We start from the raw sequence: 14,462 nt of genomic DNA on the forward strand, positions 1-14,462 counted from the left end.
CACTGGTAAAGTTGTAGGATTCGAATGATTGAAAACAAGTTTGTCATTTGAGGAGGTTATTTAGTGAAGAAACTTAAGCAGTTATTTGCTTTTGCGGTTTCACTTGTACTTTTACTTTCAACTATGAACTTCCATGGTTATGCTCAGGGCGTTGCAACTACTTCAGAAACAAACGATTGGACATTTAGTGCTTTTGGCGGCAACACCAGTACTACAAAAAATCCCCAGCCAACAATTGATGAGGGTGATTCAGTAACAATGGCTGTAACTGGTGGGAAAATAGCAAGTGGTGATGAGGGCCTTTCTTATTACTTTAGTAAACTCCTAGCCAATTCTAACTTTGAGATTAAAGCAAAAGCAACAGTTAAAAGTTTTAATGGTAATAGCGGCATTAGTACTCCAAATCAAAAATCCTTTGGGATTATGCTTAGAGACAAGGTAGGTAGCAATGGTGATTCGTCTACCCAGACGGCAAATTATGTGGCGGTTGGTGCTCTTGATACAGTTATGAAAGGCTTATATAAAAAAGGTACACAAACGAAGCTAAATCCTTTTGTTAATCAAGTGCCTCCTAAAGCAAATGAAGTATACGAATTATCGATTAAAAAATCCGGCAATACATATGTATTATCTTCCAACAACGAGACTGAAACAATTACGGTTAATGACCTTTTTAATGAACAAATATTTGCAGGGGTTTATGTTGCTAGAGATGCTGAAGTTACCTTCAGTAATGTTGAAATCACCTTTGCAAAGCAAGTTAGTGAGTTAATCTTAGACAGTAGTCAAATGAAAACGAAATATTTTTTGGGCGAAGGTTTAGATTTAACAGGCTTAAAAGTTACGGGTGTATATCCAGATGGAAGTCAAGAATTACTAACAGAAGATGAATATATTGTGACTGGTTTTAAAAGCAGCCAGGAAGGAACAAATACTATAAGTATTAACTATAACGGTTTAACCCAATTGATAAATCTTACCATAAAATCGGTTTCGGTAACTAATTTGGAAATAAAATACTATCCTGCCAAAACAGATTATTATGTTGGTGACCATTTTGATCCTGAAGGTATCGTGATTGTTGGTGAGTTTGAAAACGGACTTAAAGAAGAACTTACAAGTGATAAATATGAGCTAACGATTTCTGGAGAGTCCATTACTACCTTAGATGCACCAGGAACTGTGCCGATTACTGTAACATCCACTAAAACACCTGAAACATTTACCACCTTTCATGTTGAGGTAAAGGATGAAGAGGTGACCGATTTGAAAATCACACAATTACCACAAAAAACACTCTATTTTATTAATGATGAACTAGATATCGATGGAATGGTGGTATATGCAACCTATAGTGATGGCAATGAAGTCAGACTTTTGAGGGATGAATATTCTGTAACAGAACTAGATTCTACCCTTCCAGGAAAAAAAGATATTCTGATTACCTATAAGGGACAAACCGATGTTTTAGAAGTAACGGTTAAAGAAAAAGAACTGTCTGGTATATCGATCACACACTATCCAAAAACGACCTACCAAATCGGTGACAAGATTGATATGGCAAATCTAGAAATTTCGAAAGTCTATGACAATCAAGATAAAGAAAAACTTACAGATGATCAATATTCATTAGACACGACTAACTTTAATCACACAGTACCTGGAATATACGATGTAAAAGTAGTTCCCATAGATTCTAGAATCGAACCGATAACTTTAAAGGTTACGGTTAGAGAACCCAAGCATTATTCATGGAATACAATTCGATTCGGTCAATCAACCGACCATGACACGAATTATACGAACGTGGAAGAAGATGGAACTATTGAAATTGTGGCTCTCGAAGGAAAAGCGGGTAAAATCACCGGCGATCATGATGGGATCACCTTTTACTACACCGAAATTGATGCACTAGAAGATAACTTTTCATTAACGGCTGATATAAAGGTAAGGGAATATGCCAAGAACCCTCATGATGGTCAAGAATCTTTTGGGATTATGGCAAGAGATGTGATTGGGGAAGACGGCAATTCTAGTGTATTTGCTTCTAATATTGTAGGAATTGGCGGATATAGTGGTGGAACGCAGGAAGCAAATGGGACACAATTTTTTATCCGAACAGGAGTAGAATCATCGGATGGAGCCGGCAGCTTAGGTATACAAAAAATTATGTTAAAGAATGTGAAACCAGCTACTAATAACACGTATCCTACTAATGATTATAAGTTGACTTTATCTAAAACGAATAGTGGTTTTGTAGGAAGGTTAAATAATGATAAAGAAGAGATTTTCTTTGAACCTGAGATATTAAACGTACAAGACTCAAAGATTTACGTCGGTTTTTATACGGCCCGACTTGCAACGATCGAGGTAAGCAATATTGATTTCAACGTAACAGCAGCAAAAACAGATGTACCAAAACTAGAGCCGCCTGTGGAACCTATTGTTCCTGATTTTAATATCATTTCACTTGATAAAGTCTCAAAGGAAAACTATGAGTTTATGGTTCAAGCAAATGTGAGTGGGACTGTTACTGTTAAACAGGGTACAAAAGTCATTCGCCAAAATGCAGAAGTCAAGTCAGGAGAAATTTTCTCAATACCTACAACACTTGCTTCCAATAATCAGACAAACTTTAGTGTTACTTTTTTACCCAATGATTCTCAATACTTATCAAGCTACGATAAATTGGTGAAAAATTTTACTACAACGATGAAATCTTATGTACCAGACGGTGATATCTATGTAGCACCTAATGGAACAAGTAAAGGATCCGGAACGAAGGAAAATCCGCTTGACTTAGACACTGCAATTGATTTCGTGCGCGAAGGTCAAAAAATTATTGTCCAAGAAGGTCAGTATGTACGTCAGTCAAAACTAGAGATTCGCCAATATAATGACGGTTCAAAAGAAGCTATGAAATATTTAATTGCGGCTCCTGGTACTAGACCAGTCATCGACTTTAATAAAAGGTCTGAAGGTGTTGTTCTTAGCGGAGATTATTGGCACATAAAAGGAATAGACTTTGCACGTTCTGGTGGGAATACAAAGGGCTTTACGATAGGTGGAAGTCATAACATCGTAGAAAACAGTAGGTTTTATCAAAATGGTGATACAGGTCTGCAAATTAGCCGTACAGACAATTCCAATAACAAGTCTGAATGGCCATCCTATAACCTGATTCTTAATAGTACCTCCTTTGATAATCGCGATCCTTCTGATAATAATGCTGACGGGTTTGCAGCGAAACTAACATCAGGAGTAGGTAATATCTTTAGAGGATGTATCGCGCATCATAACATCGATGATGGTTGGGATTTATACACAAAAGCAGGTACAGGTGCGATTGGCCCCGTCCTTATAGAAGATAGCATCGCCTATAGTAATGGATTTTTAACAGATGGAACTGTCGGAAATGGTGACAAAAATGGATTTAAGCTTGGCGGCGAAGGAATCCATGTACCGCATATAATCCGAAATAGTATGGCATTTGGAAATGGTGCTGACGGGTTTACTAGTAATAGTAATCCTGGTGTGATTGCAATCGATAATATTGCCTATAACAATGCAGGCAGCAATTTATCCTTTAACACATATGGCCATATTACTCCTGATTTTACAATTGACGGTTTTGTTTCTTATCAAAAGGAACATCAGACATCAGATAACATTCCGTTAGAACTAAGCTCTGACCGGAATTTCCTGTTTAATGGCTCCTTTTCAGCAAATCAATCGGGTGTAAAACTTACTGATGAAAACTTTGCAAGTTTAGAAGCAGTAACAACATATGAAAGAGATGTTAATGGAAATATTATATGGGGTGATTTCCTTCGATTTAGGGTATTAACAGAGGTTGAATTTAGTCCAGCTGAATTAAATCTTAACAGCAATGGTGTTGTAACTGTTTATCTGCAGCTTCAAGAAGGATTTAACCTAGAGGAGATTAAATTTGATTCGATTCGTTTAAATGGGGAGATTAAACCAATCAATGAAAATGGATTAGTAAAAAATCCAATTTATGATCATGATTCAGATGGAGTTTTGGAATATGTAGTTAAGTTTTCACGAAAAGAGCTTGCTGTACTTTTAACTAAAGGTGATAACGTTCCTGTTACCATAAGTGGACATTTACAGTCGGGGACTCCATTTTTTGGTGAAACACATATTAAAGTAAAATAATTGCTTCTTAGGAGAGAGGTTAACCTCTTAACCTCTCTCTTTTTATAGATAAGGATGTATAAGTTTTTTATACATTGAAAATTGTCCAGCTCCATCGCCCAACGCCTAGTGGACTTCACTCTCCTTCCCTACGATAAGTCAACATCGAATCGCTATCGCTCTTCGTGTTTCCTTTATCTCAGTCAGAAGAGCTCCAGTCCATACAGCGCTAAACGGGCGCTTACGCTTTTCGAATAATAAGGGGATATCCACTTGGAAATTATTTTTATCTTAGTAAATATTATTCTGCCAGTCTTTATTTTAATTGGTATTGGCTGCTGGATGCATAAGCTTTTTTCACTTGACTTGTATTCCCTTGCTAAAATAAATGTTTACTTTCTAATTCCAGGCTTTGTGTTTATTAGCCTTTATAAAACTGAATTTTCATTAGATACCTTTTTAAAGGTACTGATTTTCTTTATACTTCTTAGCCTTATCCAATATTTCATTGTTAGATTAATATCCTGTTTATTTTCATATCAAAAGGGTGTGCGGGTAGTTTTTACGAATAGTGTCTTGTTATTTAATGCAGGTAACTTTGGTGTACCAGTAAACGATCTAGTATTTAAACAAGATCCGTTTGCGATGTCTGTGCAAGTCATCATCATGACATTTCAAAATGTTTTAGCATACTCCTTTGGAATCTTTACTTTAATGGCAGTAGACAAAAGTAGGAAAAATGCGGTTATTGGAATGTTTAAAATGCCAGTTTTATATGCCATGCTAGCAGGTATTTTATTAAATAGCATAAATGTAAAGCTCCCGTATTTTATGGTGAAGTCAGGTGAAATGATATCCCAAGCGATGATCGCTATCGCTCTTTTCACCCTTGGTGCACAGGTAGCACAGCTATCACTAAAACGCCCGTTACTGCCTGTTTATATCAGTATGATCGTAAGACTAGCAATAGGTCCTTTTGTTGGCTTTATATTAATCTATTTATTCAAATTTGAGGGGATTTTAGCTCAAGTGTTATTTATTGCTTCAGGGTTACCGAGTTCTGTAAATAGTGCAATTATTGCACAGGAGTATCAGAATGAGCCAGAAATGGCGGCGCAAATCGTTTTAACGACAACGGTATTAAGTGTCATCACTGTTACATGTACGATCCATCTCTCAAAGCTACTATTTACATAGCTCTGTTAAAACTTATTGTTGATTTATCCACTTAATTGATTGGAGTGGAAGGCGCTCGACTCCTGCGGGAGCAGCGGGACAGGTGAGACCCCACAGGCTTAAGTAGCGCCGAGGAGGCTCACCGCCCGCCCCACGGAAAGCGAGTGACTGGAACGGAAATCAACAGCTCCGTTTAACAGAGCCATTGACATAAGAAATTTCAATGGGGGGTTATTCCTTGAAAAAACTAAAAATACTAACACAAATATCACATTCAGGCGTTGTCGCAGTTGTTAGAGCTGATTCTAAAGAGGTCGCATTACATATATCAGAAGCATGTGTAGAGGGAGGTATTACTGGTATTGAAGTGACTTTTACAGTAGAAGGTGCTGATGATGTTATTAAGGAACTATCATCCATTTACCGAAATCACGCGGAAGTTGTAATTGGAGCTGGAACAGTGTTAGATGCCACTACAGCAAGGATTGCCATTCTAGCAGGAGCACAATTTGTTGTTAGTCCAAGCTTTGACGAGGAAACTGCAAAGTTATGTAACTTGTACCAAATTCCTTATATGCCAGGATGTATGACCATTACAGAAATGAAACGTGCTTTAGAAGCGGGTGTTGACATTGTGAAGCTTTTCCCTGGCAATGCGTTTGGACCGGATTTTATTAAAGTTGTGAAAGCACCTTTACCACAGGTAAATATTATGCCAACAGGTGGAGTAACCCTAGAAAATGTTGATCAATGGATAAAGAATGGATGTGTAGCAGTAGGTGTCGGCGGCAATTTGCTGGCTCCGGCAAAAACAGGTGATTATGGAAAAATTACAGAATTAGCAAGACAATATGTTCAAAAAGTTCAAGAAGCTAAGGGGGCGTTAATATGAAAAAGATAGTCACCCTTGGAGAAATTATGCTTCGCCTTTCCACAACTACTGGAGAAAGGCTCTTCCAAGCAGATCAACTAACCATGCAATATGGTGGTGCCGAAGCAAATGTGGGTGTCTCGCTCTCTCGCTTTGGACACGAGGTTTATTTTGTTAGTAAAGTGCCAGACAATCCTTTAGGAACAGCGGTTGAGAGATATTTAAAATCACATGGTGTTCACACAGAATACTTGATAAAAGGCGGAGAAAGACTAGGTACCTATTTTTTAGAAACGGGAATAGGTCCGAGGAGTGCCCAGGTTACGTATGATCGTAAGTACTCTAGTTTTTCGAAGTTGACTTTGGAAGAAGTGGATTTTGAAAAAATATTAGAGGAAGCTTCACTATTCCATATATCGGGCATAACACCTGCGTTATCTCCTAGTCTTAAGGAGTTGACGTTTGTAGCTTTGAAAAAAGCAAAGGAACTTGGTGTCACTACAAGCTTTGATTTTAATTATCGTGCTAAATTATGGAGTCAAAAGGAAGCGGGAGAAACCATTCAGCCACTCCTTCCTTATATTGATATTTGTTCATGCGGAGAATTGGATGCTATCTATCTCCTAAACTTGGAAAAGGCGGATGACGGATTACAGAAGGAGCATAAGTTAATCTACTATTACGAAAAAATACATGAAATGTATCCAAATATTAAGTATCTTAGTTCAACCTTCCGTACAGTGATTTCAGCTACAACTAATACTCTGCAAGGGAATTTATATTGTGAAGGAAAACTGTTTCAATCAAGAGTCCACCAAATCGATCATATTGTGGATCGTGTTGGCGGCGGTGATGCCTATGCGGCAGGTATCTTAAACGGAATCATTGAACAGCAATCACCGCAACAGATTGTTTCTTTTGCTACTGCGGCATCAGCTTTAAAGCACACTGTACATGGTGATTGTAATGTGTTTTCGAAGGATGAAATCATCGTATTTGCAGAAAATGAACCGGGCAAAATTGTCCGTTAAGACGCCCGTTTAGCGCTGTAGAGACATTGCACTTGGATGGTGAAGTCCACTAGCCGTACGGTGCTGCTAGAAAATAAAAACCGTTTTTTGGGAGGAATCAAAATGGAAACTCGTTATGCCAATCATCCAGAGGAAATTAAAAGATACAATACCGATGAATTAAGACAACACTTTTTAGTTGAAACGCTTTTTGAACCAGGAAAAGTGCACTTAACGTACACACATGTAGATCGAATGATTTTTGGAGGAGTGACTCCAGCAGATGAGGAATTAACGATTAAGCTGGATAAAGAATTAGGAGTTAGTTATTTCCTTGAGCGTCGTGAGCTAGGGATTATTAATATTGGCGGAGACGGATTTGTCATTTTGGATGGCGAGGAATATAACATGCATCGCCGCGATGGCCTATACGTTGGAAGAGGGACCAAAGAAGTATTATTCCGTTCAAAGAATCCTGAAAATCCAGCAAAATTTTATATCAACTCGGCTCCAGCCCATCATACGTACCCAACTGTAAAAATTGATATTAACGAAATTAATCCGTTAGAAGCTGGTGCTCCAGGAACATTAAATGAACGGAAAATTTATCAATATATCCACCCTAATGTTTGTGAAAGCTGTCAGCTTCAAATGGGATTAACGATGTTATCTCCAGGAAGTGTTTGGAACACAATGCCGTGTCATACTCATGAACGCCGTATGGAAGTATATTTGTATTTTGATATGGAGCCTGAAACTCGTGTCTTTCATTTTATGGGTAAACCAGATGAAACAAGGCACTTAGTAATCAAAAACGAACAAGCAGCTATTTCGCCAAGCTGGTCCATTCATACTGGAACCGCTACAAGTAACTATACATTTATCTGGGGAATGTGTGGAGAAAACATTACGTATACCGACATGGACCATGTCAAAATGGAAGAATTAAGATAATAGAGTCGTTTTCATAGATATACCAATATGGGGGGGGAAATTAAATGACAACTCAATTAAGTGATTTCTCGTTAGACTTTTTCTCATTAACAGGAAAGGTTGCGATCGTTACTGGAGGTAACACCGGTCTTGGCCAAGGCTATGCAGTAGCCCTTGCAAAGGCAGGTGCAGACCTTTTTGTCGTCACGCACGGTACAAATTGGAATGAGACAAGAGAATTGATTGAAAAGGAAGGGCGTCAGGTAGAGTTTTTCCAAGCTGACTTATCGAATAGGCAAGCTATTAAAGATGTCGTTTCTGAATGTATAAAAGTATATGGAAAGATTGATATTTTAGTAAATAATGCAGGAACGATTCGTCGTTCTCCATTACTAGAGTACAAGCAAGAGGATTGGGATGCAGTGATGGATCTTAATCTAAATGCTGTCTACTTTTTAAGTCAGGAAGTAGCAAAGGTTATGGTAGAGCAAAAGAGTGGGAAAATTATCAATGTTGCTTCAATGCTTTCCTTTCAAGGCGGGAAATTTGTACCGCCATACACGGCAAGTAAGCATGCTGTAACAGGGCTGACAAAATCCTTTGCTAATGAATTAGCGGAGTATGGTATTCAAACAAATGCGATTGCACCAGGATATGTTGCGACTAATAACACTGCGGCGATTCGTGAAGATGAAAAAAGAAACGCAGAAATATTATCGCGTATTCCAGCTGCACGATGGGCAACACCTGTTGATTTAATGGGTGTGGTCGTTTTTCTTGCAAGCAGAGCATCAGATTATATGAATGGTCATACACTTGCAGTCGACGGTGGTTGGTTGGCAAGATAAATTTGTACATCAATGCTTCCATATCGAAAAACTAATGATATATGGAAGCAATGAATCCGCTTAAGGTTGGAGGCTAGGAGAAATAATGAATTTAGGTATCCGAGCACATGATATAGAAGCAAACTCATTAGAGGAGTTAGTAAAGGTTGTATCTGAGAAAGGACTCACGTCCGTTCAGCTAGCCTTAAGCAAATCCTTGAAGAGTATCAATACTGATTTAGGATCTCTAAGTCCAGGATTTGCTAGGCATATTGCTCAAGCATTTAACCAGCAGCAAATTCATATTGCCGTCTTAGGCTGTTACATTAATATGATTCATCCAGAACCAATCGAAAGAAGAAAAGCTTTAGAACGCTTTAAAGAGCATATTCGTTTTGCCAGAGATTTTGGATGTAGCATTGTTGGCACGGAAACCGGGAATGTGAATGCCAAAATGGCTTACACCGAAGATAACTTTAAAGAGCAACCTTTTCTTGATGTGGTGGAAAGTGTTAGGGATCTTGTGAATGAAGCCGAAAAATTTGGAGTGATTGTAGGCATAGAAGGTGGTATTAATCATCCTGTCTATTCGCCTCGTGTTATGAAAAGGCTTCTCGATCAAATTGATTCTAACAATCTTCAAGTGATTTTTGATCCGGTCAATTACTTAACTATATATAACTACGAACATCAAGAAGACGTTTTCAAGGAAGCTATCAATCTTTTTGGTGATAGAATTGTGATTCTTCATGCAAAGGATTTTATCATCGAGAATAATTGGATCAAAACTGTACCTGTTGGTAAGGGATTATTAAATTATCAGGCCTTATTTGAATTACTAAAGGCTAAAAAGCCTTTTATTAATATATTAATGGAAGCTACTAAAGAACCGTTTATAGATGAAAGTATTACATATTTAAGAGATAAATATCAAAATGGCTAGAACGACAAACCTACAAGAAAGCCGGTGTGATTGATGAAGAATTTTATGGATGAAAATTTTTTATTAAATAATGATACGGCAGTTACATTATTTCACGATTATGCGAAAGAAATGCCGATTATCGATTATCACTGCCATTTAAGTCCAAAGGAAATCTTTGAAAATAAGTCTTTTAGGAATATTACCGATGCCTGGTTAGGAGGGGACCATTATAAATGGAGAGTTATGAGAGCCCTTGGTGTCGATGAAGAGTTCATTACAGGCAAAGCAAGTGACTATGATAAATTTTTAGCTTGGGCTGAAGCGGTGCCTTTATTGATTGGTAACCCACTATACAATTGGACTCATTTAGAGCTTCAAAGATTCTTTGGTATTAATGGAATTTTAAACAAAAAAACCGCACCGCATATATGGGAAAAGGTAAATGATCAATTAATTAGAGAAGATTTCCGGGTAAGAGATTTAATTAAAAAATCCAATGTAAAGGTAATTTGTACGACTGATGATCCGGTTGATCGTCTTGAATACCATCTCCAATTAAAAGATGATAATAATTTTGATGTGAGCATTGTCCCAGGATTTAGACCAGATAAAAGTCTTGAAATAAATCGTGATGGCTATGGTGACTGGATAGGAAAACTTCAAGAAGTCTCTGGTATTTCTATTCAATCATATACGGATTTTCTAAGTGCACTAGAATCAAGAGTACGATATTTCCATTCAGTTGGGTGCAGAGTTTCTGACCATGCGATCGATACGATGGTTTACGAAGAAACTACAGAAGAGGAAGTAGCACAAATCTTTGCCGAGGCTTTACAGAATAATAAAGTTTCACTTGAAAGTGATAAAAAATATAAAACTTATACATTAAAATTTCTTGGTAAGCTATACGCTGAATTAGATTGGGCTATGCAATTCCATATTAATGCGTTACGAAGCAATAATACGAGGATGTTTAAAGTTTTAGGACCAGACACAGGTTACGACTCTATGAATGATGGAGAAATTGCTAAGCCATTAGTTCAATTATTGGATTCATTAGATCAAGAAAATGCGCTTCCCAAAACAATTCTTTATTCCTTAAATCCAAAGGATAATAATGTGATAGCTGCAATGATTGGTAGTTTCCAAGGCGGAGGAATCCCTGGGAAAATCCAATTCGGAACAGCTTGGTGGTTTAACGATACAAAAGATGGAATGCTTGATCAAATGAAATCGTTAGCCAATATGGGCGTATTTAGTCGTTTCATCGGAATGTTAACTGATTCAAGAAGCTTCCTATCTTATACAAGACATGAATATTTTAGAAGAATTTTATGTAATCTTGTCGGAGAATGGGTGGAAAATGGTGAGGTACCAAAAGATCTCGACTTATTAGGAGAAATTGTACAAGGTATTTCTTACAATAATGCAAAGGATTATTTCAACTTTCAGTAAGAAGAGGTTCATAGCACTTCGAAATGTGGAGGTACACTCATGAAAAAATTAAACAATAGTTTAATAGATAGAAAGATTTATCCAGAGAAGGTGCTGCAATTCGGTGAGGGGAATTTTTTACGAGCTTTTGTTGATTGGCAAATAAACGAGATGAACAAAAAAACGGACTTTAATGGAAGTGTCGTTGTGGTTCAACCTCGTGGCCAAGAAAAAGTGGAAAAATTGAATCAACAGGATGGATTATATACCCTTTATTTGCAAGGAATAAAAGAAGGAAAAGCAGTTAAAGAGTATGAGGTTATTCAATCTATCAGTAGAGGAATCAATCTTTTTACACAATATGAGGAATATATCAAGCTAGCAGAAAGTCCTGTGCTACGCTTTATTTTATCTAATACAACAGAAGCGGGCATCATCTTTGATCAGACAGACCGATTAGAGGACCGACCACAAAAAAGCTTTCCCGGAAAATTGACCGCTTTTTTATATCATCGCTTTATCGCCTTTAATGGGAATAAAAACAAAGGATTCATTATCATTCCTTGTGAGCTAATAGAAAATAGTGGAGAAATCTTAAAGAATATTGTCTTACAATTTGCAGATTTATGGAATCTTGAGAAAGAGTTTAGTAACTGGATTCGGGAGGCTAATACGTTTTGCAGTAGTCTAGTCGATAGAATCGTCCCAGGTTATCCAACCGAAACGATAGATGAAGTAACAGAGGAGCTTGGGTATGAAGACGACTTTATTGTCGTAGGTGAACCTTATCATTTATGGGTCATCGAAGGTCCGGAATGGATTAAAGATGAATTTCCAGCTCATTTAGCTAGTTTAAATACCATGGTTATAAAAGAGCTAAGCCCTTATCGTACTAGAAAAGTGCGAATATTAAATGGTACCCATACGGCTATGACACCAGTTTCCTACTTATATGGTTTAAATACTGTGGCAGAGTCAGTGGAACACAAGGTTATTGGTCATTTCATTAAGGAATTGATTTCTGAAGAAATTATTCCAACACTAGATCTTCCATTAGGCGAATTAAATTCATTCACAGATGACGTGATAGAAAGATTTAAAAATCCTTTTATCCAGCATTATTTGCTAAGCATCGCGTTAAATTCCATGTCAAAATTTAAAACACGCGATTTACCTTCTTTATTGGAGTATTACAACCGGAAGAAAGAATTGCCGAGAAAACTTGTTTTCTCTTTGGCTGCCCTTATTGCCTTTTATAAAGGCAAAAGAGGTGAAGAAGAAATTATCCTTAAAGATGATTTAGATGTTTTACAGTTGTTAAAAGAACAGTGGCGTTCCTTTGACTGCACACCTGAAAGCATTAAATCTATTGTTACAAATGTTCTAGGATACGAGAAAATATGGGAAATTGATTTAAATAAGGTTCCTGGATTAACGGCCGCTGTTGCAGATTATTTATTTGAAATAGAAACGGTAGGAATGAAGAAAGCAATCGAAGCTGTTATCGGAGAAAAGGCTGTATAAATTGGAGGATTGAGCCTGATGGAATTTATCCAACTTCATGAAAACGATAATGTAGTTGTCGCATTAAAAGACTTAAACGCAGGTCAGGTTATTTCCATAAAGGGGAATGATATCCTCTTGAAAGAAGTTATCAAAAAAGGGCATAAAATCGCGATAAAAAACATGGATGTTTCTAATCATGTCATCAAATACGGATCACCAATTGGACATGCGACTATTGAAATATCTGCTGGTGAGCAGGTCCATACACATAATATGAAAACCAATCTAGAGGGAATTCAAGAGTATCATTTTCAACAAAAATTAAATCATAATCCGTATGAATTTGAGAATTTAACATTTCAAGGCTATAAAAGAAAAAATGGTCAAGTTGGAATTCGCAATGAATTATGGATTGTTCCAACAGTGGGTTGCGTAAATGGTGTTGCTGAACGAATGATTAAGCTATTTGAAAAGGAAGTTGGGGAGGCTAACCCGTTTGAAAGCTCACTAGTGTTAAAACATAATTATGGTTGTTCGCAATTAGGAGACGACCATGAGAATACTAGGAAAATCTTACAGAATGCGGTCCTTCATCCCAATGCAGGAGGGGTGCTTGTTTTAGGTCTCGGCTGTGAAAATAACAATCTCTTAGAGTTTAAAGAAAGTCTTGGAGAATATGATAAAAAACGCGTGAAGTTTTTGGCCTCTCAAGAAGTTTCTAACGAAATTGAAGAAGGCGTTAAGCTTTTAATGGAAATTTATGAAGAAGCGAAAAACGATAAGCGCGAAACTGTGCCATTGTCGGAGTTGAAGGTTGGGTTAAAATGTGGAGGATCGGATGGATTGTCAGGTATTACAGCCAATCCTTTATTAGGGCGATTTTCTGACTTCCTAGTTGCTCAAGGTGGGACAACGGTTTTAACAGAAGTACCAGAAATGTTTGGTGCAGAGACCATCTTAATGGAAAGAGCAGCCAATGAAGTAGTCTTTGATAAGACCGTTCAATTAATTAATGACTTTAAACAGTACTTTATCGATAATAAACAACCTATTTATGAAAATCCATCACCAGGGAACAAGGCTGGTGGTATTACAACTCTTGAGGATAAATCTCTAGGTTGTACACAAAAAGCAGGAACATCAACTATTAGAGATGTGCTTAAGTATGGAGATCTCTTAACGGAAAAAGGACTCAATCTTTTAAGTGCTCCAGGTAATGATCTGGTAGCTTCATCGGCTTTAGCTGCTGCAGGATGTCAGCTAGTCCTGTTTACAACTGGTCGAGGAACACCTTTTGGAGCATTTGTACCGACAATGAAAATTTCGACTAATACAGCGCTATATGAAACCAAACCCCATTGGATTGACTATAACGCAGGCGTATTATTAGAGGAAGAACCTGATATCGTTTTAAGAGATTTTACTAACATTATTATTCAAGTAGCTAGTGGGGAACTTGTTAACAATGAGAAAAATGAATTTAGAGAGATTGCAATCTTTAAAACTGGCGTAACTCTTTAAACTATTTTTATAGCATATAGAAAAAATTAAGCCAATGCTTTGATTTATTCATCGTATTGGCTTTTTTCGTGTACATATATTAAATTTGTAAAAAGTCATAA

Annotated in this window: 10 protein-coding genes; all 10 read left to right on the forward strand. The window is 37.2% G+C overall.

Going from position 1 to position 14,462, the window contains the following annotated elements; all coding sequences use genetic code 11:
• The first annotated feature begins 63 nt into the window (after positions 1-63).
• A complete protein-coding gene (locus tag G3O09_RS13200) occupies positions 64-4,179 on the forward strand; it encodes a bacterial Ig-like domain-containing protein (RefSeq protein WP_205439657.1) in 4,116 nt (1,371 codons plus the stop codon).
• Between the two features lie 252 nt (positions 4,180-4,431).
• The gene (locus G3O09_RS13205) at positions 4,432-5,355 is read left to right on the forward strand and encodes an AEC family transporter (protein WP_240338426.1); all 924 of its coding nucleotides are present in this window, start codon (positions 4,432-4,434) and stop codon (positions 5,353-5,355) included.
• A gap of 217 nt (positions 5,356-5,572) precedes the next feature.
• Positions 5,573-6,226, forward strand: coding sequence for a bifunctional 4-hydroxy-2-oxoglutarate aldolase/2-dehydro-3-deoxy-phosphogluconate aldolase (locus G3O09_RS13210; protein ID WP_163101956.1), 654 nt, complete (start codon positions 5,573-5,575; stop codon positions 6,224-6,226).
• Positions 6,223-7,236, forward strand: a complete 1,014-nt coding sequence (locus G3O09_RS13215) for a sugar kinase (RefSeq protein WP_163101957.1) — start codon at positions 6,223-6,225, stop codon at positions 7,234-7,236. The genes G3O09_RS13210 and G3O09_RS13215 overlap by 4 nt, the downstream gene beginning before the upstream one ends.
• Before the next feature lie 102 nt (positions 7,237-7,338).
• On the forward strand, positions 7,339-8,169 hold the full coding sequence (gene kduI / locus G3O09_RS13220; RefSeq protein ID WP_163101958.1) for a 5-dehydro-4-deoxy-D-glucuronate isomerase: 831 nt from the start codon (positions 7,339-7,341) through the stop codon (positions 8,167-8,169).
• A gap of 44 nt (positions 8,170-8,213) precedes the next feature.
• On the forward strand, positions 8,214-8,996 hold the full coding sequence (gene kduD / locus G3O09_RS13225) for a 2-dehydro-3-deoxy-D-gluconate 5-dehydrogenase KduD (RefSeq protein ID WP_163101959.1): 783 nt from the start codon (positions 8,214-8,216) through the stop codon (positions 8,994-8,996).
• A gap of 85 nt (positions 8,997-9,081) precedes the next feature.
• A complete protein-coding gene (locus tag G3O09_RS13230; protein ID WP_163101960.1) occupies positions 9,082-9,918 on the forward strand; it encodes a sugar phosphate isomerase/epimerase family protein in 837 nt (278 codons plus the stop codon).
• Between the two features lie 33 nt (positions 9,919-9,951).
• Complete coding sequence (gene uxaC, locus G3O09_RS13235) at positions 9,952-11,355, forward strand: glucuronate isomerase (protein WP_163101961.1); 1,404 nt, start codon at positions 9,952-9,954, stop codon at positions 11,353-11,355.
• A gap of 39 nt (positions 11,356-11,394) precedes the next feature.
• Entirely contained in the window at positions 11,395-12,858 is a 1,464-nt protein-coding gene (locus G3O09_RS13240) for a tagaturonate reductase (protein WP_163101962.1), read from the forward strand.
• A 15-nt stretch (positions 12,859-12,873) separates the two neighbouring features.
• Positions 12,874-14,361 (forward strand): UxaA family hydrolase, encoded by a 1,488-nt coding sequence (locus G3O09_RS13245; protein WP_163102058.1) that lies wholly within the window; start codon positions 12,874-12,876, stop codon positions 14,359-14,361.
• Positions 14,362-14,462: the final 101 nt, after the last annotated feature.

This window comes from Peribacillus alkalitolerans (genome assembly GCF_010882125.1).
Taxonomy (GTDB): Bacteria; Bacillota; Bacilli; order Bacillales; family DSM-1321; genus Bacillus_BN; species Bacillus_BN alkalitolerans.